The following is a 26307-nucleotide window of genomic DNA, read 5'->3' as shown; positions in this document are numbered from 1 at the left end:
GTTCGATATGGAAAACGATACCCTGTCCGCCGCGTTCGCTGTTTTCATAGACGAGGCGCGGGACCTGATCGGCCAGATGGAAGACATATTGCTGCGCTTGGAGGCCGGCAGCGCGGATGGCGACGATCTGCCCGCGCTGTTCCGTTGCGCGCATACCATCAAGGGCTCGGCCGGCATGTTCGGTCTGGAGGAGGTGGTGCGCTTCACCCACGTGGTGGAAAGCGTGCTGGATGAGTTGCGTAACGGCGCTTTTGCGTTTGATTCCGATCTGGCCAGCGTGCTGCTGGATTGCCAGGATCACATCTCCGGGCTGATCGCCGCCGCAACGGACGGAGGCGAGGCGGACCGCGCGCGCAGCGACGCGCTGATTCCGCAGCTGTCGCGTTGGCTGGGGCAGGAGGCACCGCCCGCCGCGTCCGCGAGCGAAGCGCTTCCGCAGCAGGAGGCGACCGGGGATGAGCAAGGGGTGGCGTCGCCGTTCTGGCATCTGTCTCTGCGCTTTTCTCCGTCCATTCTCTGCGATGGCATGGATCCGCTCAAATTCATCAATTATCTGAACCGCTACGGCCGCGTCCAGCATGTGGAAACGGTTTGCGACCACCTGCCGCCGCTGGAGGCGGCAGACCCGCAGCAGTGCTATCTGGGTTTCGAGGTGGTTTTGGACAGCGCCGCCAGCGCGGAGGAGATCGCCAGCGTATTCGCCTTCTGCGCTGAAAGCGCGAGCATCGTCATCCTGCCGCCGCACAGCCCGCTGCCCGCGTTTCAGCGCTTGATCCAAGCCTTGCCGGAAGCCTCCGGCCGCGTGGGCGAAATCCTGGTGGCCTGCGGAACCTTGACGTCCGACGAGTTGTACCGGTTGCTGGTTCTGCCGCACGGGGGCGGCGAAGCATTGCCGGTCGAGCCAAGGGGCGTGGGCGAGGAGGCGCAGCCCAAGCCCAAGCCCAAGCGCGAAGAGGAGCGGCGGCCGGCTGAGGGCGGCAGCGTCAAAGTGCCGGCCTGCCGGCTGGATGCCTTGATCGACCGAGTGGGCGAACTGGTCATCGCCGGCGCGGGCAATCAGGCGCAGGCCGCCAAAGCCGCCCATCCGGCCATGCTGGAGGCGGCTTCCCAATTGTTGACGCTGGTGGAGGCCGTGCGCGACATGGCGCTGCAGCTGCGCATGGTGGCCGTAGGAGAGGTCTTTTACCGCTTTCCGCGCGTGGTGCGCGACGTGGCGAAAGAACTGGGCAAAGAGATAGAACTGCGCATCTCCGGCGCGGAGGCGGAACTGGACAAATCCATGGTGGAGAAAATCGCAGATCCGTTGATGCATCTGCTGCGCAATGCCATGGATCACGGCATCGAACCGGCGGAGACGCGCATCGCCCGCGGCAAGCCCATGCAAGGCACCGTCACGCTGAAGGCCTACCACGAGTCCGGTGCCATCATGATCGAGGTGGCGGATGACGGCGGCGGCTTGGATCACGAGAAGATTCTGCGCAAGGCGATAGAGAAGGGCATCGTGGCGGATGGCGCGAATCTGTCGCGCCACGACATCCATCAGTTGATCCTGGCGCCCGGCTTCTCCACGGCGGAGCGTGTCACCAATCTGTCGGGCCGCGGCGTGGGCATGGACGTCGTGAAGAGCCATATCGAAGCGCTGCGCGGCTCGTTGGTAATCGAGTCCGAACCGGGCCGTGGCACCACGATGCGGCTGTGCCTGCCGCTTACGCTGGCCATCATCGACGGTTTCCATGTGGGAGTGGGCGGCGCGCAGTTCATCGTGCCGCTGGACATGGTGGTGGAGTGTCTGGAGCTGCCGCAGTGCCAAGGCGATGTGGATTATATGGACAAAGACGGCGCCGCCTTGCCCTTCGTGCGCTTGCGTGAGCTGTTTGGCGAGCGCGGCCCGGCTCATCCGCGGCCGCGCGTGGTGACCGTCAGTTTTGCGGGCAAGCGCATCGGCCTGGTGGTGGACAGGATTTACGGCAAGTGCCAAACCGTCATCAAGCCGCTGGGTGCCCTGTTCCAGCATGTGCCCTGCGTGACCGGTTCGACGATACTCGGCGACGGCGAGGTCGCCCTGATCATAGACGTCGTCCAGTTGATTCAGGGCGTGGTGGCGCGGGACGTGCAGCAAAGACAAAGAAACGCGTCTGTGGCGTTGACGGCATGAGCGCGTTCCTGCCCAGCAAGCAGGCGCGGCTTATGTTAGCGCGGCCAGGGCCGCCAGATCGGCCAGAAACTGCCGCCGCATGCCCGCGTCAATGGGCGGCGCGTCCGCGGCCAGCCAGCCATCGAGCAGGCATTCCAGGCTCCGGCAGCGCCGCCCCAGCTCCGGTTGGCCAAAGGTGCCGCCGGAGCCGGCGAGCTTGTGCAGACGTTCCCGCAAGACGGAATACACAGCTTGATCGGCGGCCTCGCCGTTCAGTTGGGCTGCCAGAGCTTGCATCTCGTCCAGTTGGCGGAGCAAGCGGTCCTGATATTGCGCGCGCAATGCCTGCATCCGTTTTTGCGTTTCGGCGGCATCCATGTCTTTCCTTTCGCCGCGCATCGCCTGATTCTGCGTGGGGCATACGCTTACTCTCGCTTGCCGGCGGTCTTGCGCTGCCACAGCTCCATGCTGCTCAGCAATTTGGCCGTGGAGGACGCGCGCATTTTCTTCAAGACGCTGCTGCGATACTGCTCTGCGGTATTGAGCGTCACGCCCAGCTTATCGGCGATTTGCTTGCTGCTCATGCCGGAGGCGATTTCATCGAGGACTTGTTTTTCGCGCGGCGTGAGATTCGCCAATCTGGCCTGAAAGACTTCTTTTTCGCGGACTTTCTGTTTCCGCTGCGGCAGCGTTTGCAAGCATTGTTGAACGCAGTCCAGCAACTCCTGCCCTTGGATGGGTTTTTGCAGGAACTCCAACGCGCCATCCCGCATGGCGTCCACCACCACCCGGATATCCGCATGCGCCGTCATGAAGATCACCGGCATGTCCAGCGTTTCACTGCGGATCTGCCGCTGCAGGTCCAGCCCGCTCATGCCCGGCATGCGCATGTCCAGGACGACGCAAGCGCATTGATGCCGCTTGGCGTCCTCCATGAACGATCGCCCATCGGGATAGCCGATCACCGGAATTTTTATGCTGCCCAGCATCAGGCATAGCATTTCCCGCAGCGCGTCGTCGTCGTCGATTACGGCGACAAAATCGTCATTCATCATTTTCCCTCTGCGTGGGAGCGGATTTTCTGGCTGTTTCGCCGGCTGCAGGCCCGGCGCGCCTGGCGTCGCCGCCGCCGATCAAAGCTTGTTCTAGCCGATTTCCGGCGCGAGCGAGCGGATCAGGCCGGGCAGCTCCAGCGGATTGAACGGTTTTTCTATCACGGCCGTTGCGCCCAGCGCTTTGAGTCTTTCGATTTCCTGTTTCTGTACTTTCGCCGTCAGAAAAATGATGGGCGTCAGCGCGAGCGCCGGGATGGCTTTCAAACGGCTGAACGTGTTGGGACCATCCATTTCCGGCATCATCACGTCCAACACGATAATGTCGGGCGGCGAGGCCTCGGCCCAGGAGATGGCGTCGATGCTCGATGCGCACAGCTTGATTTCCATGTCCTGTTCCTGCTCGAACGCGAATGCGAAGATGCTTCGAATATCCTGGTCGTCGTCGATGAACATCAGCTGTATTTTTCTTGATGACATGGCGGCTCCTGTAACAGGCAATCGGCCCGGCGGCGCATCCGCCGCGCTCATCTGAAAGGCTGAGTGCGGAAGAGGGCTTTATGCATGGTTTATTGCGGATAATATGGTTTTTTCCAATGCGGCCAAAGTCGCATGCCGGGGAAACCAGTGAATGGCCAGGCCCTCCGTCTGGATCGATTCCAGATAGTCCGTTTTTCTTTCATCGGGCAGAACCAGCGCTGGCGCATTCAGTCCCCGCATGCTGAGGATAGCCTCAATCATGGCCAGGCTTTCATGGTGGGGCAGGTCGATCAAGACGGCCTGGTAGGCGGTGTGCCGCAGCAAATCGAGCGCAATGTGTCCCCGATAGGCGCCGTCGCTCTCGACGCCTTGCTCATCAAGCGAGGCGCGCAAGGCTTCGGTTTCGCTTTCCTCGCGCTTGCATATCAGCAGACGGGATGGCTTGGCGGCAACCAGCGCGGTGGCGGCGGGAAGATCGAAATGGAATGTGGTGCCTGTGCCCATGGTGCTCTCGTAATCCAATAGGCCATGGTGGCGCTCTATGATGGCTTTGGTAATGTTCAGGCCCAGCCCGGCGCCGCTCTTTTCTCTGGTGTCGGATTTATCCGCTTGGGCGAAGCGATTGAAGATTTCACTGCGGAAACTTTCTGGAATACCTCTTCCCTCGTCGTGTATCGCCACCCGGTATCTGTCCTGGATTTTATGGATGGAGATTTCCACGATGCCATCGACTGGAGAGAATTTGACGGCATTGGACAGCAGATTGGAAATGGCTTGCATCAGCCGGTTCGGGTCGCCTATGACGTAGGATTGGCTCAAGGCATTTAAAGCTTGGAGACTGACGCCGCTTTGATGGGCATAGGCCTCGTTGGCCTTGATCGACTGCTTGACCAAGGCGGACAAATCGACCTTTTCAAAGGTGAACTCCAGGTGGCCGGCCTCTATTTTTTTCAGGTCCAGTATGTCATTGGCCAGCGCGGTCAGCCGGGCGCAGTTGCTGCTGGCGATTTCCAGCAGTTGCCTGGTCCTGGGAGAGAGCGTTTCGTCGCCGCCGTTCAGGGCCAGGACCAAGCCGCCATGAATCGAGGTCAGCGGGGTGCGCAGTTCGTGGCTGATGGTGGAAATGAATTCGTTCTTGATGCGTTCCACTTTTTTGCGTTCGGAAATGTCTCTGGCCACCGCGACGAACATGCAGCTTCCTTGCAGGTGCATTTCGCTGATGGAGAGTTCCAGCGGAAAAGTGGCGCCGTTGCGGTGCAGGCCGGTGACTTCTTTTCCATGTTCAAGGAGCGGCAAGGCTCCCGCCATGCCAGGCATGCCGCCGGCCATGCTTTGGCAGGGGTCCGCTATCAGCATGTCTAGACTCCGGCCGGCCAGCTCGCTGGCGGCATAGCCAAAAATGCGGCATGCCGCCGGGTTGGTGCTTTCCATGACGCCATGGGCGTCCAGCGTGATGATGCCGTCTATCACGGTGTCCAGCACGGCGCGCAGGCGCGTGTCGGAATCATGCAGCTGTTTGATGAGGTCGGCGGCAGGTTGCATCAGCATCATGTCGACGGTGCTGGCGGCCAGATCCCGCAGAGCCGCCAACTGCTCCGGACTGGGTGTGTGCGGCATGCGATCGATCGCGCACAGCGTGCCCAGGCGCACGCCGCCGCCAATGTCCAGCGGAGCGCCTGCATAGAAGCGGATATGAGGATTGCCGGTGACGAGCGGGTTGTCGGAGAAGCGCGGGTCCAGCTGGGTGTCGGCCACGCAAAGAACGTCGTCGCCCAAAATGGCGTGCCCGCAGAAGGAAATGTCGCGGCCGGTTTGCTTGGCATCCAGTCCCTGATGAGATTTGAACCACTGACGGCCCGCGTCGACGAAGCTGACCAGGGCGATGGGGACCTGCATGATGTGCTGGGCGAGCCGCGCGATGCGGTCAAAGCGCTCTTCAGGCGGCGTATCGAGGATGTTCAGCGCATGCAGCGCCGCGATGCGCTCGGTTTCATTGCTCGGGTTGTCCGGTTTCTGCATGGGAGGGAGAGTCCTTGCGCCTAGGCTTTGTCCTCCCTGAAGGATAGTTTCCCGAGCGTGGGCTCACAAACTCCTTGGCAGGCGGAGAGCGCGCCGCATATGTCGGTCCGCGTTGCGTGGCAGATTCTGTGCGATGCGCCACAGCGCGCGGAACGGGGCGGTCAGCGTGAAGTCCCGCATCCGTCACGGCTGCTCCGTCAATGCGCCGATGTCGGTCCGGTAACGTGTGGCGATGTCGCGGCGCGTCAGGCGGCGGCGTTTTCCACCAGCAGATGCATCATGCAGTTGGCGGCGAATTCCGGATGGTGATAGTCCTGCAGCAGCAAGCCGCAATGGCCGGGGACGAAGCAGGCGGCGCCGTGGCTGTCCGGCTTCATTTAGAAGCCGATGTCGCGGTAGAAGGCCTGCGACAGCTTGAAGCCGCGGGCGGAGAGGAAGGCTTTCAGTTCTATGCTGGCCAGTTCGTTCATAGCCTTGCCCTGCCGTTTCCTGATGGTGAAAAAAATCCCGCGGCGGCAGAACCGGCGCGGGAGCGGGCGTGATGGCGACTGCGCCAGTCACTGCAGCTTGGGCTCGCCCTCCAGCATGACGACGCCGGGCAGGCCGGAGCGGAACACCGCCTGCTGCAGGGTGTCGATCGCCTTTTTGCGGAAGAACTGCTTGCGCGTCACCAGCAGCACGCGCCGCTGCGGCGCCGGCTGGCTGAACGGCACCACCGACAGCAGCGTTTCGTCGCCGGGGCCGACCGAGGTGGCCGGCATCACGGTGACGCCCATGCCGCTGGCCACCATGTGGCGTATGGTGTTGAGCGAGCTGCCCTGCAGCGTGCTGGCCAGATTGTGGCCGAAGTGCTGGCGGCTGGACAATTCGCTGCAGGCTTGCAGCACCTGGTCGCGGAAGCAGTTGCCCTGGGTGAGCAGCAGTACGCTCTCCTCGGCCAGCTGGCAGGCGTCGACCTGCGGCTGCTTTTCCCAGGGGTGGCCCTTGGGGGTGGCGACGACGAAGGGCTCGTCGTACAGCGGCCAGGCTTCGATGCCGGTTTCCTCGAAAGGATCGGCGACGATGATGGCGTCGACCTCGCCGCGCTTGAGCATTTCCGCCAGCCGGGAGGTGTAGTTCTCCTCCAGGATCAGCGGCATGTCCGGCGCCAGGATGCGCAGCGCCGGAATCAGCTTGGGCAGCAGGTAGGGACTGATGGTGAAGATCACCCCCAGCTTCAGCGGCCCGGCCAGCTCGTTCTGGTGTTCGCCGGCCAGCCGCTTCACCGCCTCGGCCTCTTCCAGCACGCGCTGCGACTGCTCGATGATGCGTTCGCCGATTTCGGTGACCGCCACTTCCTGGCCGCCGCGTTCAAACAGGGTGATGCCCAGCTCGTCTTCCAGCTTCTTGATGGCGATCGACAGCGTCGGCTGGCTGACGAAGCAGCTCTGTGCCGCGCGGCCGAAGTGGCGCTCGCGCGCCACCGCCACGATGTAGCGCAGTTCGGTCAGCGTCATGGCTTAGCGTTGGTGTTCCGGCAGCACGATGTTGACTTCCAGGACTTCGTAGTCGTCCTGGCGCTCCACCTGCACCTTGATGTCTTCCAGGTTGACCGCGACATATTTGGAGATCACCTCCATCAGCTCGCGCTGCAGCGCGGGCAGATAGTCGGGGGCATCGCGGCCGTTGCGTTCGTGGGCCAGGATGATCTGCAGGCGTTCGCGGGCGATGGCGGCGGACTTCTGGCGCTTGCCGAAAATCATATCGATCAAGGACATGGCTTAACCTCCAAACAGGCGCTTGAGGATGCCCACCTTGGGGGCGTCCAGGAAGCGCATCGGGCGTTGTTCGCCCAGGAAACGCGCCACCACGTCGGAATAGGCGTCGGCCACGTCAGAACCCTTCAGATGGATGGCCGGCGTGCCGGAGTTGGAGGCTTGCAGCACGCTCGGCGATTCCGGAATGACGCCCAGGAGCGGCACTCGCAGGATTTCCTTGACGTCGTCCACCGACAGCATCTCGCCCTTGTCGACGCGGCCCGGCGCGTAGCGGGTGATCAGCAGGTGCTCCTTCACCGCCTCGCGGCCTTCCTCGGCGCGCTTGGACTTGGACGACAGGATGCCCAGGATGCGGTCGGAGTCGCGCACCGACGACACTTCCGGGTTGGTGACGATCAGCGCCTCGTCGGCGAAGTACAGCGCCATCAGCGCGCCCTTCTCGATGCCGGCCGGGGAGTCGCAGACGATGTATTCGAAGCCGTTGTCGGCCAGCTCTTTCAGCACTTTTTCCACGCCGTCCAGCGTCAGCGCGTCCTTGTCGCGGGTTTGCGAGGCCGGGATGATGAACAGGTTGTCGCAGTTCTTGTCCTTGATCAGCGCCTGGTTGAGGCTGGCCTCGCCGTTGACGACGTTGATCAGGTCGTAGACCACGCGCCGCTCGCAACCCATGATCAGGTCGAGGTTGCGCAGGCCGACGTCGAAGTCGATCACGGCAGTCTTGTGGCCGCGCAGTGCCAGGCCGGAGGCGAAGCTCGCGCTGGTGGTGGTTTTGCCTACGCCACCCTTGCCGGATGTCACAACGATGATTTTTGCCACGGGGCTTTCCTTTGGAAAAATGTGTTACTCGCCGAGCGCGGCCATCACCAGGCGCTCGTTCTCAAGATAGATCTGGGAGGGCTTGCCTAGGATGCTGTCGGGCAGCGCCTGTTCGATGGTGCGGTACACCCCGGCGATGGATACCAGTTCGGCCTCCATGCTGCGGGTGAAGATGCGCGCGGCGGCGTTGCCGCGCGCGCCCGCCAGCGCCCGGCCGCGCAGCGGGGCGTATACATGGATGTTGCCGTCGGCGATGACTTCGGCGCCGGCGCTGACCATCGCCAGCACGATCAGGTCGCAGCCCTTGGCGTAAATCTGCTGGCCGGCCCGCACCGGGCGGTCGACGATCATCGCGCCGGCGGGCGCAGCAGCAGGTTCGACGGCGGGCTTGGCCGCAGGTTCCTGCGGCGCTTGCGCCGAACGCGGCAAGGCGGCGCTGCTGGCGAAAGCCAGGCCGAACTGGCTGGCCACCGCCGCCAGCGCGTTGTCCGGGTGGCGCAGCGCCACCGCGCGGATGCCGCGGCGGCTGAGCAGCGGCAGCAGGCGGCCCAGATCCAGCTCGGCCGGATTGGGCAGCGCTTCCACATCGAGCACGAAGGCTTCGGCCGGCGCGCCGCTGGTGTTGCCGAAGCGCGCGTCCAGCGCCTGGCCCAACTCATCCAGGTTGTCGGTGCGCAGCAGGATCGCCAGCAGGTCAAGGCTGGCGGATTTGATATCAAAGGCGTTGGCCACAGGGCTCATGGGGTAGCTTTTATATGTAGATAGATTTCTTCTATGGCGCGAGTGTACTGGCTTGACGGCGGGCTTTCAATGGCGGCGAGACGGCGGCCGGGGCCGATGAGGCTTTGGCGCGGCGGGCGGGCGGGGAAGGTGAGTCGCCCAAGCAACAGCGGACTGTTGCGGCGCAAAATGGACTGTCCGGACGGGCGGGTGGCGTCACTGGCGTTCCGTGTAATGATAATGGAATTTTGCTGTGGTAAAACTCGTGTCAAAATAGCCGCTTAGTTTATTGTGCGGCGCAACATTTCCTTGACCGGGCCATCCTCGGCGCGCTACAGTATGATTGTTGCGATGCAACATCGCGCGGAACAACAGTTTTGTTGCTGTATCACTGAGTCGTTGTCTACCCGACATTCTAGGAGCTGAATACATGTTTACCACCACCCAGGAATTCTCTGCCCTCGGTCAGTCACAGTTCGACAAGGCTGTCCGTTTGTCCTCCATCGTGCTGGCCGGCGCCGAACGCTTCGCCAGCCTGCAGCTGGACCTGTCCCGCAAGCTGCTGTCCGACAACGCCGAAGCGTTCAAGGCGCTGAGCGAAGTCAAGGACGCCAAGTCGCTGAGCGACCTGCAAAGCGGCCTGGCGCAGCCGGCGCTGGATCAGGCTTTCTCCGCCGCCCGCAACGTCTACGACGCCGCGCTGCTTACCCAGAACGAGCTGTCCAGCTTCGTCGAAGAGCAGATCGCCGAAAACAGCAAGGCGCTGCAAACCAGCCTGGATCGCCTGTCCAAGAGCGCTCCGGCTGGTTCCGACATCGCCGTCGCCGCGCTGAAGACCCTGCTGAACACCTCGACCGCCGCTTTCGAAAGCGTGTCCAAGACCGCCAAGAAGGTTAGCGCCGAGATCGCCGAAGCCGGCGTCGAAGCCGCCACCAATTCGGCCAAGGCCGCCAGCGCCGCCGTCAGCCGCAAGAAAACCACCACCAGCGCGGCCTGATTCCGCTTTTCGCTCTGGCTCGAGCGCGAAACCCGCCCGCGGCGCAAGCCGCCGGGCGGGTTTTCATTTGCCGGCCGGCCGGCAGGCGGCCAGGGCGGCGGCCAGTTTCTCCAGCAGGGCCGGCCAGTCCTGGCTGTCCGGCAGCGCCAGCGCGATGGCGCGGGCTAGGTTGGCGGCGAAATGCCGCGCCTCGTCCGGCAGCGGCGACGGGTAGGGCGGGCGCTGGCCCAGATGTTCGATCAGGTAAGCATCGGCGAGCTGGCGCAGCTTGTCCGCCAATTGCCACTGGCTGGACAGCATTTCTTCCCATTGCAGCGCGCGCGGCTGGGCGTCGGGCAAGGGCAGCGCGGCGCGGCCGGCGTGCAACAGCGCGGCGAACACCCGCTGGCAGAAGCGGGCGCTGTGCGCCGGGCCGCAATGCAGCCAGCAGCCGGCTTGCGGCGCCAGCGCGTCCAGCAGGGTCAGCGTCTCTCCCGCAGGCGGCTGCCGGCTGCCGGCCAGCAGCATGAAGCCATGTTCGGCGGCCGGAGCCTGCCAGTCGCCGCCCAGTTCGATGAAGGCGAAGCCGGCGTCCTCGCATTGTCGCTGGCGGCGCGCCAGCGCGGCGTCGCCGTCCCGGCCGAGGTCCAGCCAGCCGTCTTCCAGCGCGATGCCGATCCAGTCGGCAGGCCACGCCGCCGGGCCGCTGGCGGACGCGGCCGGCAGTCCTCGCGCCGCTAGCCGGCGCAAGAACCAGGGAAGATGGGGAGCATGTCCCGAGATGCGATACGAAACAGCCATGTCTATGCCGGTGGGGCCGCTTGGCGCGGCATGGTTCCTGTTAGAAGCGTGGCAGATGCGGGGAAATACGGCAAACCATTATCCCGCGCAACAGGCGGATTGTGCAATGCAGCATTCGGCGGGCGCAAAAAAACCGGCCATAGGGCCGGCTTGGGCTCGGAGCGGCGGCTTATTTGCCGAAGCGAGCGATGCCTTCCACCAGTTCGGTCTTGGCGTCTTCCAGCGTGCCCCAGCCCTGGATCTTGACCCATTTGCCCTTTTCCAGATCCTTGTAGTGCTCGAAGAAGTGCACCATCTGCTGGCGCAGCAGTTCCGGCAGGTCTTCCAGCTTCTGGATGGACTTGTACATCGGGCACAGCTTTTCCACCGGCACGGCGACCAGCTTGGCGTCCACGCCGCCGTCGTCTTCCATCTTGATCAGGCCCAGCGCGCGACAGCGCACCACCACGCCCGGCGGCAGCGGGAACGGGGTGACCACCAGCACGTCCACCGGGTCGCCGTCGCCGGCCAGGGTTTGCGGCACGAAGCCGTAGTTGGCCGGGTACATCATGGAGGTGCCCATGAAACGGTCCACTACCAGCGTGTTCCAGTCCTTGTCGAATTCGTATTTGATCGGAGCGGCGTTGGCGGAGATTTCGATGACGACGTTGAAGTCGCCCGGCATGTCTTTGCCCGGGCCGATGCTGGCGAGATTCATGGAGTGGAATCCTTGAGAGTTGTTGAACGGTATTGCTTGACCCGGCGATTATATCAGCAGCTGTCCTGGATGTGCCGCGAAGGTATAATCGCCTTCTTCAAGGATGGACGCGCAAGGAAGCATGCCGATGCTGGACAAATTGATCGTGGAACTGGACAAGGGCCTGCGCACATTGTGCGCGCCGGCGCACAGCGCGCGCGCGCATCCGGACCAGGATATTTCCGAGGCCGACTTGAGCGCGGCCGACAAGCGCCACGCGCTGGGGCTGATGCGGGTCAACCATTGCGGCGAAGTGTGCGCGCAGGCCTTGTACCAGGGCCAGGCGCTGACCGCGCGCGACCCGTCCGCGCGCGAGGCGCTGCGGCAGGCGGCGCAGGAGGAGGTGGAGCACCTGGCCTGGACCGAGCGCCGCATCCGCGAGTTGGGCGGCCGTCCCAGCCTGCTCAACCCGCTGTGGTATACCGGCTCGCTGGCGCTGGGGGTGGCGGCCGGCGTGCTGGGCGACAAATGGAACCTGGGCTTTTTGCAGGAAACCGAGCGCCAGGTCGGCGCGCACCTGGACAGCCACCTGAGTGCGCTGCCCGACGACGACGCCAGAAGCCGCGCCATCGTCAGCCAGATGCGCGACGACGAGCTGCAGCATGCCGAGATGGCGCATGAGCTGGGCGCGGCGGAATTGCCGGCGCCCTTGAAGGCGGCGATGAAGCTGTCGGCCAAGGTGATGACCGGCAGCAGCTACCGCATCTGATCCGCCGCCGTTTCTCACTTCAAACCCGCGCCCCATTGGCGCGGGTTTTGTTTGGCGGGCGCTTGACCGGAGTCATGGCGCGGGCTCGCCGCCAGGAGATGAGTCGCCGCCGCTTGACCAAGGTCTAGAACCTCCTCGCCATCCTCGCCTAGCCTGCCGGAAACGTTTCGATTCCAGCAGGAGGCAGCAGATGAAAACCTACCAGGCCGACATTGCGATCGTCGGCGCCGGCGGCGCCGGATTGCGCTCGGCGATCGCCGCGGCTCAGGCCGATCCCGGACTCAAGATCGCGCTGGTGTCCAAGGTGTATCCGATGCGCAGCCACACGGTGGCGGCGGAGGGGGGCTCGGCGGCGGTCAAGCAGGAGCACGACAGCTTCGACGCCCACTTCCACGACACCGTGGCCGGCGGCGACTGGCTGTGCGAACAGGACGTGGTGGAGTATTTCGTCCGCCAGTGTCCGCAGGAAATGGTGCAGCTGGAGCACTGGGGCTGTCCGTGGAGCCGCAAGGAAGACGGCAGCGTCAACGTGCGCGCCTTCGGCGGCATGAAGATAGAGCGCACCTGGTTCGCCGCCGACAAGACCGGCTTCCACATGCTGCACACGCTGTTCCAGACCTCCATCCAGTTTCCGCAGATTCAGCGTTTCGACGAATACTTCTGCGCCGACCTGATCGTCGAGGACGGCCAGGCGCGCGGCGTGCTGGCCATCGAGATCGCCAGCGGCGAAAGCTTGCTGATCGAGACCGGCGCGGTGGTGATGGCCACCGGCGGCGCCGGCCGGGTGTTCCGCGAGAACACCAACGGCGGCATCGTCACCGGCGACGGCATGGCCTTGGCCTACCGCCACGGCGTGCCTTTGCGCGACATGGAATTCGTCCAGTACCACCCGACCTGCATGCCGCGCACCGGCCTGCTGTTCACCGAGGCCTGCCGCGGCGAGGGAGGGGTGTTGATCAACAAGGACGGCTACCGCTACCTGCAGGACTACGGCCTGGGGCCGGCGGAAGACAAGCCGCGCAACAAGTTCATGGAGCTGGGCCCGCGCGATCGGCTGAGCCAGGCCTTTTGGCATGAGCAGCAGAAGGGCCGCGCGGCGCAGGGGCCATGGGGCGAGGCGGTGTATCTGGACCTGCGCCACCTGGGCCATGACAAGCTGCGCGAGCGCTTGCCGCAGATCTGCGAGCTGGCCGAGGAGTTCCTCGGCATCGATCCCGCGCAGGCGCCTATCCCGGTGCGTCCGGCCGTCCACTACACCATGGGCGGCATCCTGGTGGACGGCAGCTGCGCGTCGCCGCTGCCGGGGCTTTACGCCGTCGGCGAGTGTTCCAGCGTCGGCATCCACGGCGCCAATCGGCTGGGTTCCAACTCGCTGGCCGAACTGGCGGTGTTCGGCAAGGCGGCGGGGGAGGCCGCCGCGCGTTTCGCCCGCGACAACCCGCCGGCCGGGCGCGGCGTTTTGCTCGAACAGGCCAGGGCGGCCGAGGCGCGGCTGCTGGCGCTGCGCGACCGCCAGGGCTCGGAGCGCATCGCCGACATCCGCGGCGAAATGGCGCAGGCGATGGAGCAAGGCTGCGGCATTTACCGCACCGCGGCCGGCATGCAAGCCGCCTGCGACAAGCTGGCTGATTTGAAGCAGCGCTTCCACTACCTGAACGTCGAGGACAAATCCAGCGTGTGGAACAGCGACTGGCTGCTGGCCATCGAACTGGGCTACCAGCTGGACGTGGCCGAGGCGATCGCGCATTCGGCGTTGCAGCGCAAGGAATCGCGCGGCGCCCACCAGCGGCTGGACGGCTATGAGCAACGCGATGACGCCAACTTCCTCAAGCACAGCCTGGCCATCCATCAGCCTGACGCCGCGCCGCGCATCGCTTACGGCGCGGTCAAGATCACCACGTCGCCGCCCGGCGTGCGCGCTTACGGCGCGGCGGGCGCGGCCGCGGAGCGGGGAGAGACGGCATGACGGACAAGACGATGATCATCGAAGTGATGCGCTACCGGCCGGAACAGGACGGCGAGCCGTGGCCGCAAAGCTTCGAGGTGCCGTACAGCGACGACATGTCGGTGCTGCAGGGCCTGCAATACATCCGCGATTACCTCGATGGCACGCTGGCGTTTCGCTGGTCCTGCCGCCAGGCCATCTGCGGCAGCTGCGGCATGATGGTGGACGGCGTGCCCAAGCTCGCCTGCAAGACCTTCCTGCGCGACTACCCGGGCAGGGTGAGAATAGAGGCGTTGCATCATTTTCCCATCGAGCGCGACCTAGTGGTGGTGCTGGACGATTTCATCGAGAAACTCGAAAGCATCACGCCCTATATCGTGCCCAAGGAAAACAAGCCCTTGTCCGAGGGGGAATACAAGCAGACGCCGGCGCAGATGGACTGGTACGCCCAGTTCAGCGGCTGCATCAACTGCCTGCTGTGCTACGCCGCCTGTCCGCAGTACGGTCTGAATCCGGACTTCCTCGGCCCCGGCGCCATCGCGCTGCTGCACCGCTACAACCAGGACAGCCGCGACGGCGCATCCGAGCAAAGGATGGAGCTGCTGGCGGCGCAGGAGGGCGTGTTCAACTGCACCGCGGTCGGTTATTGCTCGGAAGTCTGTCCGAAGGCGGTGGATCCGGCCAACGCGGTGAACCTGAACAAGACGGCGGTGGCCAAGGATTATTTCCTGCGGTTCGCGCGTCCCAAGGGAGCGTGCAAATGAACAAGCGTCGACCTTATGTACGGCCCATGGGCGGCTGGTGGCGGAAGAGCCCGTACTTCATCGAGTACATGGTCCACGAGGGCACGGCGCTGTTCGTCGCCGCTTACGCTTTTGCGCTGCTGTTCGGCCTGTGGCGGCTGAGCCAGGGCGAGGCGGCATGGAACGGCTTCATCGCGGCGCTGCGCAGCCCCTGGTCTGTGTTGTGCCACCTGATTCTGTTCTTGATGATCGGCTACCACAGCTACACCTGGTTCAAGATCATGCCGCGCACCTTGCCGCCGCTGATCATCGGCGGCAAGCGCGTCTCCGCCGCCGCCATCACCGCCGGCGGCTTCATCGCCGCGCTGCTCGCCAGCCTGGCCTTGCTGGGCATCGCATGGGGGATCTCGCAATGAGCAAGCGACAACTGAAGCGTTCCCACGCGCCCATCTTCTGGGGGCTGTTCGGCGCCGGCGGCATGCTGGCGGCCTTGTTCGGGCCGATGCTGGTGTGGATCACCGGTTTCGCCGCGCCGCTGGGCTGGCTGCCGGCCAAGGCGGCCAGCTACCAGGGCGCGCTAGCCCTGGCGCAGAGTCTGGTGGGCAAGGCGGCGCTGTGGGGGCTGGTCAGCTTGCTGTTGTGGCACGCGGCGCACCGCATCTACCACAGCCTGCACGATATCGGCGTGCATGGCGGGCCGGCCGCCAAAGCCTTGACCTATGGCGTGGCGATGCTGGGCACGCTGCTGGCGGCGGGCCTGCTATTGCGTTTGGGGCGCTGACGCCGGCTTGTGGTTTCTACTTAAATCCCCCCGGGTGCCGCTCTTTTTGCGGCACCCGTCCGACATCTGCGCTGTTTTCCGGCCTTGACGCATTTTTTTCCCGCCTATAGTGGATTGTCCGCCATGTCATTTCCATGCGCGGCCCATCATTTTGCATGTGTGCTGGCATTTGCCATTTTTTCGCCCAGCGGCATGCCGCTTGCCGGGCGAAGCCACAGTTAGCGGGTTTGCAAGCTGCGCAAGGAGAATGCGATGTCGCTTGGGTCTGTGACTGGCAGTTATTCCATTGCCCCGCAATATGTTCCCGCCACCGCTCCCGGCGTGCTGGCGCCGTCCGGCAACCAGGGGCAGGCAGCCGCCTCGCGCCGCCAGGACAATGGACCGGACGGCGGTTTCGGGCAGGAAGTGGCGCTGGCGCTGCAGCAGTCAGGCCTTAATCTTGCCGCCGCCGGCAACTACAACAACGCCGGCGAGCGCACAGGCGACGCCGGCCCGCAAAACAATGCGATAGGCGCGCTGTCGGGCAGCGCCGGCAGCAATGTCCAGCAGGCGCTGCATACTTTCGTCCACGCGGTGTACCAGGCGGTGCAGGCCGAAGGGCTGTCCAGCAGCACCGCCGGCGCCGGCCAGGGGCCGGCGTCCAGCGGCTACGGCGATTTCCAGAGCAATCTGCAGAAGCTGCTGCAGGATGTGAGCAACGGCAGCCAGAACGGCGCCACCACCAGCCTGGCCTCGGCGTTCAAGGATTTGCAGCAGTCCTTGGGCAGCGGCAACGGGACCGGCGGGTCGCAACAGGCGTCGCTGCATACTTTTCTGCAAAACCTGCTCACCTTGCAGAACGACCAGGCGCTGTCGGCCGGCGGCGTCGGCTCGCTGCTCAATACCAGCGCCTGAACCCCGCCGACACCCAGGCTATACTGAAACCAGCGCCGCGCGGCGCGTCCGGAATCCGGGCCGGTTGTAGCGTTTTTGGCGGGTAGATTGGCTGAATTTTCCTTAATTAACATAAATTTACAGCTTGTCCATTTGTCTAGGCGCCGGAAAGCCGATATACCGATATCAGCGCATGCTGAGACGGATGGATCAGTTCTTTAAGGAGAGCATCATGTCGGTCGGATCTCTGGGCAACAGCTCAATCTCTTTGCAGTACACGCAGGTGGATATCCAGGAAAGCTTTTCGTCGGATCAGGGGCAATCTTCCGGCGGCGGCGCGGTTCAGGGAACGGGCGGCGGCGGACACCATCATCATGGCGGCGGCGGCGAGTTGACCCAAAGCGTGCTGCAGGCCTTGCAGCAATCGGGGCTGCTGCAGTCTGGCTCCTCCAGCAGCGGGACGGACTCGTCCTCGGATGGAGATTCCGGCTCGACCGGCGCGGTGGATGCGACGGGAGGAACGCAGCAGCAGGCCGTGCATGCTTTCATCCATTCCTTGTTCCAGGCTTTGCAGCAGGAGGGAGCGGCATCCGGCAGCCAGAGCGGCAGCAGCGAGGCCGGCAGCAGCGACCAGTCCGGCGACGCCACGACGGCGGCATCCGGCAGCGGCGGCTACGGCAATCTGCAGAACAATCTGCAGCAGTTGTTGCAGGACATCGCCAACGGCACCCAGAACAGCGCCACCTCGACCTTGAGCAGCGCCTTCCAGAATCTGCAGCAGGCTTTGGGAATCGGCGGCAGCGGGCAATCGTCGCAATCGTCGCTGCAGTCCTTCCTGCAAAACCTGACCAATAATCTGCAGCAGAATCAATTTGGCAGCAGCGCCGGCGTGGGGGCGCTGCTGAGCACCTCGGCCTGAAGCCAGGCTTTGGGGAGCGTGGGAAAAACAAGGCCGGCGAAACCCGGCCTTGCTGTTTGTCGGGCGGCGCTCAGGGCTTGCCGCGCGAGGGCAGGCTGGTCAGGATGCCCAGCGCGATGATGGCGACGCTGATCAGGCCGGTCGTCACTTCCCCCAGTTCGACATGCAGCGCGGCGGCATACATGATGGCCACCAGCGCGGCGATCGCCCAGAACGCCGACACTTCCAGGTATTTGAACTGGCTCATCACATTGCGCTCCACCAGGTAAAGCGTCAGCGAGCGCACGAACATCGCGCCGATGCCCAGGCCGGCGGCGATCAGCCAGAAATCGTTGGTGATCGCGAAGGCGGCGATCACGCCGTCCATCGAGAAACTGGCGTCCAGCACTTCCAGGTAGACGAAGCCGATCAGGCCGTTCTTGGCGGCGGCGGTCTGGATATCCATCCCGCCGAACAGCTGCTTGAACATATGCAGCGCCATGAACACCACATAGCCCCAGAAGCAGCTGCTGATGAACGGCATTTTCTGGCCGGCGGGCAGCAGCGCGGCGATGGCGGCCACCACCAGGATAGTGACCAGCGACTGCGCGTTTTCCACGCTGCCCAGCCTGGCCAGCAGCGGCTCGATGCCCGGCACCCAGTGCTCATCCTTCTCATGCTGGACGAAGTATTCGATCACCACCATCAGCAGGAAGGTGGCGCCGAAGCCCATGATCATCAGGTGGCTGTCGTGCATGATCTGCTGGTAGCGCTCCGGCTGCTTGGTAGCCACCGCGAAGGCCTCCGCCAGCGACACGCCGCCGGCAGTCGACACGATCAGCAGCGGGAACAGTATGCGCATGCCGAATACCGCCACCGCGATGCCGACGGTCATGAAGATCTGCCGCCAGCGCGGACTCATCGCCTTGAGCACGGTGGCGTTGACCACCGCGTTGTCGAAGGAAACGCTGGTTTCCAGCACCGCCAGCACCGCGGCGGTGACCAGGAAGGCGCCGGCCTGTTCGACGCCGCCCTGGGCGTGTCCATACCAGGCGACGATGGCCAGCACGGCCACGCTGAAGGCCAGCGAGCCGCGGAAATAGGAAAAAGTTGAACGCATGTGCAATTACCTGATTATTTTTGCGGTTTTCCCGCTGTTCTGGAATGCGAGAACGGCCGGAAAGTCCGGCCGTTCGCATTGGCAATTATAAAGCGGGATCAAGCGTTTGGCATCACGGGGCCGGGGTTTGCCGCAATAGTACCAAGCAGCGCCGGTAGCGGCCGTCCACCCGATTGGCGAACCATTCGGTGGTGAGTTTGCGGCTGATCTTGGGGCTTTTCAGGTCGATCTGCGGCATGGCCGCGCGCGGCAGCGGGCGGCCGGCCTGTTGGTCGGCCAGCGCGAAAACCTGGCGGTAAAGCTGGGTCTGGCCGAAGCCGACGCTCTTTTCCTGCCGAAGATCGCGCTGGATGGCGGCGGCGCCCATGGCCAGCCGCCCCGACAGCGAAAGCGCCGCCTGCTGGCTGCCGGAGGCGGTTTGGCCCTGGTAGTTCAGCAGGTCGCCGTCCAGCGCCAGCTTGCGGCCGGACAGGCGGGACAGCGCGGCCTGGAAGGCGGCGTTGCGGCTGCTGTAGCGGCCGGCGTTGAAGTCGGCGAAGCGGTACAGCATGTCCTGGTAAGGCGCCGGATATTGCAGCAGGATGGCGGCGCCGAAGTAGACGCCGCCGCGGCGGCTGAATACCTGGTGGCGGATGCTGTCGCTGTGCGGGTAGGGATAGGGCCAGACTTTGGCGTGGGCCTCGGCGAACTCCACACTGACCTGCATCGGCCCGCCGGTGCGGATCGGGTTTTTCATGTCGGGCAGGCCCATCTTGCCGGCTTCGCGCGCCATGTCCTCGAACAACAGGTTCATCTCGCGCTCGGTGCGCAGATTGTCTATCCGGGCTTTATAGCTCTGGCCGTTGGGCGAGCCCTTCAGCAGCGCGGTTTTCACCACCGACAGCGGCACCAGGTAACGGTGCGCCTTTTCTTCTATCTTGCCCCAGACGATGCCGGGCAGGCCGGGCACCACCGGGTCGGCCTGCCAGCTGGATTCCTGTTCTATCACCGCGGCCAGCGCGCAGACATTGTCGGCGCTGGCCGGAATCCGCAGGTGGCGCAAGGCGGCGTCGATGTCGGCGATCCAGCCCTGGCGGTCGCGCGCTTGCGGCGGCACGGCGCGGGCGATGAGCTCGCGGGACGCGGGCGCAGCCTTGGCTGGCGGCGCTTGCGGCACCGGATTGGAGGCGGGCGCCGCCGGGGTGGGCGAGGCGGTTTCGGGCGGCAGCTGTACGGCGGGCGCCGAGGCGATGGGCGCCGGCGCGGGTTGCGGCCGCGGGCCGGCGCAGGCGGACAGCAGCGCGGCGAGCAACAGGAGCGAGGTGCGTTTCATTTCATTATGGTTTCGAGCAGGGCGAAATCGTCGGCGGCGCGGATCAGCGCGGCGGCAGATAGGGCGCCGGGTCCACCGCCTGGCCGCGCAGCCGCAGCTCGAAGTGCAGCTTGACCCGGTTGGCGCCGGTGTCGCCCATGGTGGCGATGGTTTGTCCCGCGCTCACCTGATCGCCCTCGTTCACCAGCAGCTGCTGATTGTGGGCGTAAGCGGTCAGCGTGTCGTCGCTGTGCTTGATGATCAGCAGGTTGCCGTAGGCGCGGATGCCCTTGCCGGCATACGCCACCTTGCCGGCCGCGGCGGCCTGCACCTTGTCGCCGGCGTTGCCGGCGATGTCTATGCCCTTGTTGCGGTTGCCGTCGAAGCCGGCGATCAGCGCGCCGGAGGCAGGCCACTGCAGCTTGATGTCGAGCCGGGCCGGCGGCGGCGCCGGCTTTTCCGCCGGTTTGGCCGGCGGGCGGCTGGCGTTGCCGGCGGTTTTGCCGGCGGATGGCGGCTGCACGCGCAGCAATTGGCCGGCCTGGATGTTGGAGCTGTCCGACAGCTGGTTCCAGCGCGCCAGGTTGCCGACGCTTTGCCGGTGCTTGCGGGCGATGCGGTACAGGGTGTCGCCGGACTGCACCCGGTAATAGCCGGCGGGGGCGGGGGCGTCGGCCGCGCGGGGCGTGGCGCAGGCCGCCAGCCATAAGCTGCTACAAAGAATGAGGGTTCGCAAATACATGGCCGGAATTCTATCACCGTCTAGCCGCGACCGAGCCGGCGGCGGATGAACGCGGATGGGGAAAGCAATGATGAAATGGGTTGGGCTGGCGCTGGCCTGGTTTGGTTCCTGCCAGGCCTGGGCCGCGCCGGCAGGGGATGTCGTCAATCTGTACACGCTGGACTATCCGCCGTTCGTGATCCGCGACACGCCGCAGAGTCCGCCGCATGGCATCGCGGTGGAGCTGGTGTCGCAGGCGCTGGCGCGCGCCGGGCTGCGGGGACAGTTTGTCGATTTGCCGTGGAAACGGGCGCAGCTGCAGGTGACGAACGAGGAAAGCGGCTGCCTGATGCCGCTGACCCGCTCGCCCAAGCGCGAAGGGCAATACCGCTGGGTGGGGCTGATCGACGACAGCAGTCAGTCCTTGTTCGTCGCCGCCGGCAGCAAGGCGCAGATCCGCACGCTGGCCGACCTGAAGGGTTTGCGGGTGGTGACCTTGCTGGGCTCGTCGATGGCGGAGTGGCTGCGTTTGCATCAGGTGGGGTTTTCCGAGTTGGCGACGACGGAAGACGCCTATCGGGAATTGAGCCTGGGCGTGGCCGACGCCTGGGCGGTGCACAGCCCGGTGGCGCGCTATCTGGTGAAGAAGCAGGGCGTGAGCGCGACGCCGATACGCGAGATTCTGCGGCTGCAGGAAACCGGCATCTACCTCGCTTGCGGCAAGCACATGCCGGAGGAGGAGGCGCAGCGGCTGGGCGCGGCGCTCAAGCAATTGCGCGATGAGGGGGTGGCGGCCAAGGTGATGTCCCGCTATCTGGATTGAGCTCTCAGCAAAAAGCCCCCGCGGAGCGGGGGCTGAATGGCGTGCAGGCAGCCGATCAGCGGCTGATCGGCTTGTAGCGGATGCGCTTGGGCTTGGCGCCTTCCTCGCCCAGGCGTTTCTTCTTGTCGGCCTCGTACTCCTGGTAGTTGCCGTCGAAGAAAGTCCATTGCGATTCGCCTTCCGCCGCCAGAATGTGGGTGGCGATGCGGTCCAGGAACCAGCGGTCGTGCGAGATCACGAACACGGTGCCGGCGTATTCCAGCAGCGCGTCTTCCAGCGCGCGCAGGGTTTCCACGTCGAGGTCGTTGGACGGTTCGTCCAGCAGCAGCACGTTGCCGCCCTTCAGCAGCGTTTTGGCCAGGTGCAGGCGGCCGCGTTCGCCGCCGGACAGCATGCCCACCTTCTTCTGCTGGTCGGCGCCCTTGAAGTTGAAGCGGCCGAGGTAGGCGCGGCTGGACATCTCGAAGCGGCCGACGGTGAGGATGTCGGCGCCGGCGGCCACGTCTTCGAACACGGTCTTGTCGCCGTCCAGGCCTTCGCGGCTCTGCTCGACGAAGGCCATCTGCACGGTTTGGCCGATCTTCACGCTGCCGCTGTCCGGCTGCTCTTTGCCGGCTATCATCTTGAACAGCGTCGATTTGCCGGCGCCGTTGGGGCCGATGATGCCGACGATGGCGCCCGGCGGAGCCTTGAACGACAGGTTGTCGATCAGCAGGCGGTCGCCGAAGCCCTTGGACACGCCGTCGAATTCGATCACTTCATTGCCCAGGCGTTCGGCCACCGGGATGAAGATTTCCTGGGTTTCGTTGCGCTTCTGGGTTTCGTAGCTGGACAGTTCTTCAAAGCGGGCGATGCGCGCCTTGGATTTGGCCTGGCGGCCCTTCGGGTTCTGGCGCACCCATTCCAGCTCCTGCTTCATCGCCTTCATGCGGGCGCCTTCGCTCTTGGCTTCCTGCGCCAGGCGCTCTTCCTTCTGTTCCAGCCAGGACGAGTAGTTGCCCTTCCACGGGATGCCTTCGCCGCGGTCCAGCTCCAGAATCCATTCGGCGGCGTTGTCGAGGAAGTAGCGGTCGTGGGTGACGGCCACCACGGTGCCGGGGAAGCGCACCAGGAACTGCTCCAGCCATTCCACGGACTCGGCGTCCAGGTGGTTGGTCGGCTCGTCCAGCAGCAGCATGTCGGGTTTGGACAGCAACAGCTTGCACAGCGCCACGCGGCGCTTCTCGCCGCCGGACAGCGGGCCGATCTTGGCGTCCCACGGCGGCAGGCGCAGCGCGTCGGCGGCCAGCTCCAGCTGCAGCGCCACGTTGTCGCCGGCGCCGGCGGAGATGATGGCCTCCAGCTTGGCTTGCTCTTCGGCCAGCGCGTCGAAGTCGGCGTCCGGCTCGGCGTAGGCGGCGTACACTTCTTCCAGGCGCTTCTGCGCGCCCATCACGTCGCCCATGCCGCTTTCCACTTCCTCGCGCACGGTCTTGTCGTTGTCCAGCTTGGGCTCTTGCTCCAGGTAGCCGATCTTGACGCCGGCCAGGTGCTGCACTTCGCCGTCGTATTCCTTGTCCACGTTGGCCATGATGCGCAGCACGGTGGATTTGCCCGCGCCGTTCAGGCCCAGGAGGCCGATCTTGGCGCCGGGGAAGAAGGACAGCGAAATGTCCTTGATGATTTGTCGCTTGGGCGGGACGATCTTGCTCACGCGGAGCATCGACATCACGTATTGGGCCATGGATTCGTTCACATTGGTTGGATGGGACTAAGCGCCGATTATAACGAAATCCGCGCCCCTGCTGCGGCCGGGATGCGCGGGGAGGGGATCAGCGGCAGTTGGCGCGGAAGCTCAGCAGGATGTTCATCGCCAGCGTCGGCCGCTGCGCCAGCCGTTGGGGCAGGAAATCCGGACCGTAGACGTCGATGAAGCCGGGATGCTTGCTGATGGTGTCGTCGTCCAGCCGGGTGAAACCCATGCGCCAGTTGGAAAAGCTGCGCTGCTCGATGTCTTCGAGCAGGATTTCTATCAGGTTATGGTGGCGGGGGTCGTCCAGTATGCGCTGGTAGGTTTCGGCGACGGCTGCGGCTTCGCCTTCCAGCACCTGGATGAAGTTGCCGGGGCCATACAGCAGCACGCCGCTGATGTCGTTCTGCAGGTTGTGGCGCACACAGGATTCCAGCAGCGCTTCTTGCTCCGCGTGGCTCAGTTCCTGGCGGGCGGTGCTGACGTAGATCAGGTGCTGCAGCGGCATGGCGAATGTCCTCGGCGGAATGGGCGGACGCTATCGATCGCAACAGCATAGCAAAAACTTGGCGTCCGTTGCCGGGATGGCCGCGCCAGCCATCCGCATGGCCAGGGTTTAAAACGCCAGCGCCAGCGCGGCGGTGGCCAGCATCGCGAAGGCGCAGGCCACTTTGGCCACCGCGCCGACGATGAAGCCGATGATGGTGCCGATGCCGACCTTGCCGGCCTGGAACGCATCCTTGCGGGCGATGAATTCGCCGATGATGGCGCCCAGCAGCGGCCCCAGGATCACGCCGGCCACGCCGAAGAACATGCCCACCAGGCTGCCGATGAAGGCGCCCCACAGCGCCTGGCGGCTGGCGCCGGTGGCCTTGGCGCCCAGCAGGCCGGCGACGAAGTCTATCAGCAGGCCCAGCGCCGCCAGCACCGCGAGTATGGTCAGACTGATGGCGCCGAGGTGCTGGAAATTGTCCAGCCACGAGGCCAGCAGCATGCCGCCGAACAGCAAGGGCAGGCCGGGAATGGCCGGCAGCACGGTGCCAGCCAGGCCGGCCAGCATCATGACGACGGCCAGCAGATAGCCCACCATCGCCATTATTTGTCTTCCTGCGGCTGGGCGGAGTAGGACTCCAGCAATTGGCGCTGCGCGCAGTGCGGCTTGCCGCGGCTGCCGCGGCGCTTGTAGCTGCCGTCGGGCTGCATGTCCCAGCTGTTGACGTTGTCTTCCAGATACAGCCGCAGCGCTTCCTTGATGATGCGGCGCTTGAGCTTGCCGTCGATGATGGGCACGCAGGTTTCGATGCGGCGGAAGAAGTTGCGGCTCATCCAGTCGGCGCTGGACATCAGCAGGTCTTCCTTGTGGTCGTTGTAGAAGTAGAACACGCGCGGGTGTTCCAGGAAGCGGCCGACGATGGAGCGGACCGAGATGTTGTCCGACAGGCCCGGCACGCCGGGGCGCAGCGCGCAGACGCCGCGCACGATCAGCTGGATCTTCACGCCCGCCTGGCTGGCGCGGTACAGCGCGTGGATCACCTGCGGCTCCAGCAGCGAGTTCATCTTGGCGATGATCTGCGCCGGCTTGCCGGCCTGGGCATGCTCGGTTTCGCGCTCTATCGCCTGCATGATCATGCTGTGCAGCGTGAACGGGCTTTGGAACAGCTGCTTCAGGCTGCCGGCGCGGCCGAGGCCGGTCAGCTGGACGAAGATGTCGTTGACGTCGCTGGCGATTTCCTCGTTGCAGGTCAACAGGCCGAAGTCGGTGTACAGGCGGGCGGTGCGCGGGTGGTAGTTGCCGGTGCCCAGGTGCACGTAGCGGTGCAGGCCGCGCTCCTCGCGCCGCACCACCATCAGCATCTTGGCGTGCACCTTGTAGCCGATCACGCCGTACACCACGTGGGCGCCGGCATCTTCCAGCCGGCTGGCCCAGCTGATGTTGGCTTCTTCGTCGAAACGCGCCATCAGCTCCACCACCACCGTCACTTGCTTGCCGGCGCGGGCGGCGGCGATCAGCGACTCCATCAGCACCGAGTCGGTGCCGGTGCGGTACACCGTCATCTTGATCGCCACCACGTGCGGGTCGGTGGCGGCCAGGGTCAGGAAGTCGATCACCGGCTGGAAGCTCTGGTACGGGTGGTGCAGCAGGATGTCGCCCTTGCGGATGGCTTCGAACAGCTGCGCTTTTTTCTGCAGCGGCGGCGGCAGGGTGGGGCTGAACGGCGCGAATTTCAGATCGGCGCGGTCCACCAGGTCGGGCACCTGCATCAGCCGCACCAGGTTCACCGGGCCGTTGACGCGGTAGACGTCGCGCGGCTGCAGATTGAACTGGGTGAGCAGGAAGGATTCCATGTGCTGCGGGCAGGTGTCGGCGATTTCCAGCCGCACCGCGTCGCCGAACTGGCGCTGGCGCAATTCGCCCTGCAGCGCGGTGCGCAGGTTCTTGAAGTCGTCGTCGTCGACCGACAGTTCGCTGTCGCGGGTGACGCGGAACTGGTAGCAGCCCTTCACCGTCATGCCGGGGAACAGCTCATGCACGTGCGAGTGCAGGATGGAGGACAGGAACACGAAGCAGTGCGGCCGGCCTTCGCATACTTCGGCCGGCAGCTTGATCACGCGCGGCAGGATGCGCGGCGCCTGCACGATGGCGGTGCCGGAGGCGCGGCCGAAGGCGTCGCGGCCTTCCAGCTCCACCGTGAAGTTCAGCGACTTGTTCAGCACCTTGGGGAAGGGGTGGGACGGGTCCAGGCCTATCGGCGTCAGGATGGGCATCAGCTCGCGGAAGAAAAAGGCCTCCACCCAGTCCTTTTGCTGCTGCGTCCACTCGCCGCGGCGCAGGAAGACGATGCCCTGTTCGCGCAGCGCCGGGAACAGCACCTCGCTCATCACCGCGTATTGGTCTTTCACCAGTTGATGGCTGGCGCGCGCCACCTTGGCCAGCGCCTGCTCCGGGGTGCTGCCGTCGGCCAGGATGCGCTCCGGCGTGGCGTGGGCGGCGTCCTGCAGCCAGGCTACGCGCACTTCGAAGAATTCGTCCAGGTTGGAGGAGACGATGCAGAGGAATTTCAAGCGTTCCAGCAGCGGCAGGTTGGCGTCTTCGGCCTGGGCCAGCACGCGGCGGTTGAATTCTATCAGTCCCAGTTCGCGATTCAGCAGCAAGTCTTGCGGTTGTGACATAACGGTGTGCGA

At 64.7% G+C, this 26307-nt stretch carries 28 protein-coding genes; 10 read left to right on the top strand and 18 right to left on the bottom strand.

The window, feature by feature from the left end; genetic code table 11:
* The first annotated feature begins 7 nt into the window (after positions 1-7).
* On the top strand, positions 8-2155 hold the full coding sequence (locus MY55_RS01450; protein ID WP_047243442.1) for a chemotaxis protein CheA: 2148 nt from the start codon (positions 8-10) through the stop codon (positions 2153-2155).
* A gap of 30 nt (positions 2156-2185) precedes the next feature.
* On the opposite strand, the gene MY55_RS01445 is transcribed toward MY55_RS01450, so the two are convergent.
* The 9 genes from MY55_RS01445 to minC all read right to left on the bottom strand — a co-directional run bounded on the left by MY55_RS01445 (position 2186) and on the right by minC (position 8999).
* Positions 2186-2512 (bottom strand): Hpt domain-containing protein, encoded by a 327-nt coding sequence (locus MY55_RS01445; RefSeq protein ID WP_047237824.1) that lies wholly within the window; start codon positions 2510-2512, stop codon positions 2186-2188.
* Between the two features lie 47 nt (positions 2513-2559).
* Positions 2560-3189, bottom strand: a complete 630-nt coding sequence (locus tag MY55_RS01440) for a response regulator transcription factor (protein ID WP_047237825.1) — start codon at positions 3187-3189, stop codon at positions 2560-2562.
* Positions 3190-3279: 90 nt separating this feature from the next.
* Positions 3280-3642, bottom strand: coding sequence for a response regulator (locus MY55_RS01435; protein WP_099049587.1), 363 nt, complete (start codon positions 3640-3642; stop codon positions 3280-3282).
* 102 nt (positions 3643-3744) lie between these two features.
* Positions 3745-5685 carry an ATP-binding protein gene (locus tag MY55_RS01430; protein WP_052877970.1) on the bottom strand — a complete coding sequence of 647 codons (1941 nt, stop codon included), beginning with the start codon at positions 5683-5685 and terminating at the stop codon, positions 3745-3747.
* Positions 5686-5930: 245 nt separating this feature from the next.
* Positions 5931-6062 carry a VOC family protein gene (locus MY55_RS24370; protein ID WP_269082735.1) on the bottom strand — a complete coding sequence of 44 codons (132 nt, stop codon included), beginning with the start codon at positions 6060-6062 and terminating at the stop codon, positions 5931-5933.
* Between the two features lie 180 nt (positions 6063-6242).
* Positions 6243-7181: a LysR substrate-binding domain-containing protein gene (locus MY55_RS01420; protein WP_043574401.1), complete on the bottom strand. Its 939-nt coding sequence runs from the start codon at positions 7179-7181 to the stop codon at positions 6243-6245.
* A gap of 3 nt (positions 7182-7184) precedes the next feature.
* Complete coding sequence (gene minE / locus MY55_RS01415; protein ID WP_043574404.1) at positions 7185-7442, bottom strand: cell division topological specificity factor MinE; 258 nt, start codon at positions 7440-7442, stop codon at positions 7185-7187.
* 3 nt (positions 7443-7445) lie between these two features.
* Positions 7446-8258 carry a septum site-determining protein MinD gene (gene minD / locus MY55_RS01410; RefSeq protein ID WP_043574406.1) on the bottom strand — a complete coding sequence of 271 codons (813 nt, stop codon included), beginning with the start codon at positions 8256-8258 and terminating at the stop codon, positions 7446-7448.
* Between the two features lie 24 nt (positions 8259-8282).
* Complete coding sequence (gene minC, locus MY55_RS01405; protein WP_047243443.1) at positions 8283-8999, bottom strand: septum site-determining protein MinC; 717 nt, start codon at positions 8997-8999, stop codon at positions 8283-8285.
* A 409-nt stretch (positions 9000-9408) separates the two neighbouring features.
* Here minC and MY55_RS01400 point away from each other — a divergent pair, with 409 nt between their 5' ends.
* Entirely contained in the window at positions 9409-9975 is a 567-nt protein-coding gene (locus tag MY55_RS01400) for a phasin family protein (protein ID WP_043574408.1), read from the top strand.
* A gap of 63 nt (positions 9976-10038) precedes the next feature.
* On the opposite strand, the gene MY55_RS01395 is transcribed toward MY55_RS01400, so the two are convergent.
* Both MY55_RS01395 and ppa read right to left on the bottom strand, forming a co-directional pair.
* Positions 10039-10755: a hypothetical protein gene (locus tag MY55_RS01395; RefSeq protein ID WP_152681570.1), complete on the bottom strand. Its 717-nt coding sequence runs from the start codon at positions 10753-10755 to the stop codon at positions 10039-10041.
* Positions 10756-10924: 169 nt separating this feature from the next.
* Positions 10925-11452 (bottom strand): inorganic diphosphatase, encoded by a 528-nt coding sequence (ppa, locus tag MY55_RS01390; RefSeq protein WP_043574411.1) that lies wholly within the window; start codon positions 11450-11452, stop codon positions 10925-10927.
* A 127-nt stretch (positions 11453-11579) separates the two neighbouring features.
* Between ppa and coq7 the strand changes: the two genes are divergently transcribed.
* The 7 genes from coq7 to MY55_RS01355 all read left to right on the top strand — a co-directional run bounded on the left by coq7 (position 11580) and on the right by MY55_RS01355 (position 17461).
* Entirely contained in the window at positions 11580-12200 is a 621-nt protein-coding gene (gene coq7, locus MY55_RS01385; RefSeq protein ID WP_043574413.1) for a 2-polyprenyl-3-methyl-6-methoxy-1,4-benzoquinone monooxygenase, read from the top strand.
* 190 nt (positions 12201-12390) lie between these two features.
* Positions 12391-14166 carry a fumarate reductase (quinol) flavoprotein subunit gene (gene frdA / locus MY55_RS01380; protein WP_065201866.1) on the top strand — a complete coding sequence of 592 codons (1776 nt, stop codon included), beginning with the start codon at positions 12391-12393 and terminating at the stop codon, positions 14164-14166.
* Positions 14163-14909, top strand: a complete 747-nt coding sequence (locus MY55_RS01375; protein ID WP_047237829.1) for a succinate dehydrogenase/fumarate reductase iron-sulfur subunit — start codon at positions 14163-14165, stop codon at positions 14907-14909. The genes frdA and MY55_RS01375 overlap by 4 nt, the downstream gene beginning before the upstream one ends.
* On the top strand, positions 14906-15304 hold the full coding sequence (locus MY55_RS01370; RefSeq protein ID WP_043574423.1) for a fumarate reductase subunit C: 399 nt from the start codon (positions 14906-14908) through the stop codon (positions 15302-15304). Before MY55_RS01375 ends, MY55_RS01370 begins: the two co-directional genes overlap by 4 nt.
* On the top strand, positions 15301-15669 hold the full coding sequence (gene frdD / locus MY55_RS01365) for a fumarate reductase subunit FrdD (protein WP_080509568.1): 369 nt from the start codon (positions 15301-15303) through the stop codon (positions 15667-15669). The genes MY55_RS01370 and frdD overlap by 4 nt, the downstream gene beginning before the upstream one ends.
* Positions 15670-15921: 252 nt before the next feature.
* The gene (locus MY55_RS01360) at positions 15922-16563 is read left to right on the top strand and encodes a hypothetical protein (RefSeq protein WP_146008356.1); all 642 of its coding nucleotides are present in this window, start codon (positions 15922-15924) and stop codon (positions 16561-16563) included.
* Between the two features lie 211 nt (positions 16564-16774).
* Positions 16775-17461: a hypothetical protein gene (locus MY55_RS01355; protein ID WP_146008355.1), complete on the top strand. Its 687-nt coding sequence runs from the start codon at positions 16775-16777 to the stop codon at positions 17459-17461.
* A 70-nt stretch (positions 17462-17531) separates the two neighbouring features.
* Here MY55_RS01355 and MY55_RS01350 read toward each other — a convergent pair whose 3' ends face one another.
* The 3 genes from MY55_RS01350 to MY55_RS01340 all read right to left on the bottom strand — a co-directional run bounded on the left by MY55_RS01350 (position 17532) and on the right by MY55_RS01340 (position 20593).
* Positions 17532-18560, bottom strand: coding sequence for a DUF475 domain-containing protein (locus MY55_RS01350; RefSeq protein ID WP_065201865.1), 1029 nt, complete (start codon positions 18558-18560; stop codon positions 17532-17534).
* Positions 18561-18672: 112 nt separating this feature from the next.
* On the bottom strand, positions 18673-19872 hold the full coding sequence (locus tag MY55_RS01345; protein ID WP_047236980.1) for a DUF1615 domain-containing protein: 1200 nt from the start codon (positions 19870-19872) through the stop codon (positions 18673-18675).
* A gap of 43 nt (positions 19873-19915) precedes the next feature.
* The gene (locus MY55_RS01340; protein ID WP_043574438.1) at positions 19916-20593 is read right to left on the bottom strand and encodes a peptidoglycan DD-metalloendopeptidase family protein; all 678 of its coding nucleotides are present in this window, start codon (positions 20591-20593) and stop codon (positions 19916-19918) included.
* A 67-nt stretch (positions 20594-20660) separates the two neighbouring features.
* On the opposite strand from MY55_RS01340, the gene MY55_RS01335 reads away from it, so the two are divergent.
* Positions 20661-21395, top strand: a complete 735-nt coding sequence (locus MY55_RS01335) for a substrate-binding periplasmic protein (RefSeq protein WP_052258011.1) — start codon at positions 20661-20663, stop codon at positions 21393-21395.
* 55 nt (positions 21396-21450) lie between these two features.
* On the opposite strand, the gene ettA is transcribed toward MY55_RS01335, so the two are convergent.
* The 4 genes from ettA to ppk1 form a co-directional block, all read right to left on the bottom strand.
* Positions 21451-23118, bottom strand: coding sequence for an energy-dependent translational throttle protein EttA (gene ettA, locus MY55_RS01330; protein ID WP_065201906.1), 1668 nt, complete (start codon positions 23116-23118; stop codon positions 21451-21453).
* 88 nt (positions 23119-23206) lie between these two features.
* A complete protein-coding gene (locus MY55_RS01325; protein WP_065201863.1) occupies positions 23207-23632 on the bottom strand; it encodes a BLUF domain-containing protein in 426 nt (141 codons plus the stop codon).
* 108 nt (positions 23633-23740) lie between these two features.
* On the bottom strand, positions 23741-24220 hold the full coding sequence (locus tag MY55_RS01320; RefSeq protein WP_065201862.1) for a DUF456 domain-containing protein: 480 nt from the start codon (positions 24218-24220) through the stop codon (positions 23741-23743).
* Positions 24220-26295 (bottom strand): polyphosphate kinase 1, encoded by a 2076-nt coding sequence (gene ppk1, locus MY55_RS01315; protein ID WP_043574440.1) that lies wholly within the window; start codon positions 26293-26295, stop codon positions 24220-24222. Before ppk1 ends, MY55_RS01320 begins: the two co-directional genes overlap by 1 nt.
* Positions 26296-26307: the final 12 nt, after the last annotated feature.

The organism is Chromobacterium subtsugae, assembly GCF_001676875.1.
Lineage (GTDB): Bacteria > Pseudomonadota > Gammaproteobacteria > Burkholderiales > Chromobacteriaceae > Chromobacterium > Chromobacterium subtsugae.
The sequence above is the reverse complement of the archived record's forward strand: the minus strand, read 5'-3'. Positions and strand labels throughout refer to the sequence as shown.

Bases quoted from the DNA above. Each gene is read 5' to 3' on its own strand.
- MY55_RS01450 (WP_047243442.1), top strand. From the start codon at position 8: ATGGAAAACGATACCCTGTCCGCCGCGTTCGCTGTTTTCATAGACGAG.
- MY55_RS01445 (WP_047237824.1), bottom strand. From the start codon at position 2,512: ATGGATGCCGCCGAAACGCAAAAACGGATGCAGGCATTGCGCGCGCAA.
- MY55_RS01440 (WP_047237825.1), bottom strand. From the start codon at position 3,189: ATGATGAATGACGATTTTGTCGCCGTAATCGACGACGACGACGCGCTG.
- MY55_RS01435 (WP_099049587.1), bottom strand. From the start codon at position 3,642: ATGTTCATCGACGACGACCAGGATATTCGAAGCATCTTCGCATTCGCG.
- MY55_RS01430 (WP_052877970.1), bottom strand. From the start codon at position 5,685: ATGCAGAAACCGGACAACCCGAGCAATGAAACCGAGCGCATCGCGGCG.
- MY55_RS24370 (WP_269082735.1), bottom strand. From the start codon at position 6,062: ATGAAGCCGGACAGCCACGGCGCCGCCTGCTTCGTCCCCGGCCATTGC.
- MY55_RS01420 (WP_043574401.1), bottom strand. From the start codon at position 7,181: ATGACGCTGACCGAACTGCGCTACATCGTGGCGGTGGCGCGCGAGCGC.
- minE (WP_043574404.1), bottom strand. From the start codon at position 7,442: ATGTCCTTGATCGATATGATTTTCGGCAAGCGCCAGAAGTCCGCCGCC.
- minC (WP_047243443.1), bottom strand. From the start codon at position 8,999: ATGAGCCCTGTGGCCAACGCCTTTGATATCAAATCCGCCAGCCTTGAC.
- MY55_RS01400 (WP_043574408.1), top strand. From the start codon at position 9,409: ATGTTTACCACCACCCAGGAATTCTCTGCCCTCGGTCAGTCACAGTTC.
- MY55_RS01395 (WP_152681570.1), bottom strand. From the start codon at position 10,755: ATGGCTGTTTCGTATCGCATCTCGGGACATGCTCCCCATCTTCCCTGG.
- ppa (WP_043574411.1), bottom strand. From the start codon at position 11,452: ATGAATCTCGCCAGCATCGGCCCGGGCAAAGACATGCCGGGCGACTTC.
- coq7 (WP_043574413.1), top strand. From the start codon at position 11,580: ATGCTGGACAAATTGATCGTGGAACTGGACAAGGGCCTGCGCACATTG.
- frdA (WP_065201866.1), top strand. From the start codon at position 12,391: ATGAAAACCTACCAGGCCGACATTGCGATCGTCGGCGCCGGCGGCGCC.
- MY55_RS01375 (WP_047237829.1), top strand. From the start codon at position 14,163: ATGACGGACAAGACGATGATCATCGAAGTGATGCGCTACCGGCCGGAA.
- MY55_RS01370 (WP_043574423.1), top strand. From the start codon at position 14,906: ATGAACAAGCGTCGACCTTATGTACGGCCCATGGGCGGCTGGTGGCGG.
- frdD (WP_080509568.1), top strand. From the start codon at position 15,301: ATGAGCAAGCGACAACTGAAGCGTTCCCACGCGCCCATCTTCTGGGGG.
- MY55_RS01360 (WP_146008356.1), top strand. From the start codon at position 15,922: ATGTCGCTTGGGTCTGTGACTGGCAGTTATTCCATTGCCCCGCAATAT.
- MY55_RS01355 (WP_146008355.1), top strand. From the start codon at position 16,775: ATGTCGGTCGGATCTCTGGGCAACAGCTCAATCTCTTTGCAGTACACG.
- MY55_RS01350 (WP_065201865.1), bottom strand. From the start codon at position 18,560: ATGCGTTCAACTTTTTCCTATTTCCGCGGCTCGCTGGCCTTCAGCGTG.
- MY55_RS01345 (WP_047236980.1), bottom strand. From the start codon at position 19,872: ATGAAACGCACCTCGCTCCTGTTGCTCGCCGCGCTGCTGTCCGCCTGC.
- MY55_RS01340 (WP_043574438.1), bottom strand. From the start codon at position 20,593: ATGTATTTGCGAACCCTCATTCTTTGTAGCAGCTTATGGCTGGCGGCC.
- MY55_RS01335 (WP_052258011.1), top strand. From the start codon at position 20,661: ATGATGAAATGGGTTGGGCTGGCGCTGGCCTGGTTTGGTTCCTGCCAG.
- ettA (WP_065201906.1), bottom strand. From the start codon at position 23,118: ATGGCCCAATACGTGATGTCGATGCTCCGCGTGAGCAAGATCGTCCCG.
- MY55_RS01325 (WP_065201863.1), bottom strand. From the start codon at position 23,632: ATGCCGCTGCAGCACCTGATCTACGTCAGCACCGCCCGCCAGGAACTG.
- MY55_RS01320 (WP_065201862.1), bottom strand. From the start codon at position 24,220: ATGGCGATGGTGGGCTATCTGCTGGCCGTCGTCATGATGCTGGCCGGC.
- ppk1 (WP_043574440.1), bottom strand. From the start codon at position 26,295: ATGTCACAACCGCAAGACTTGCTGCTGAATCGCGAACTGGGACTGATA.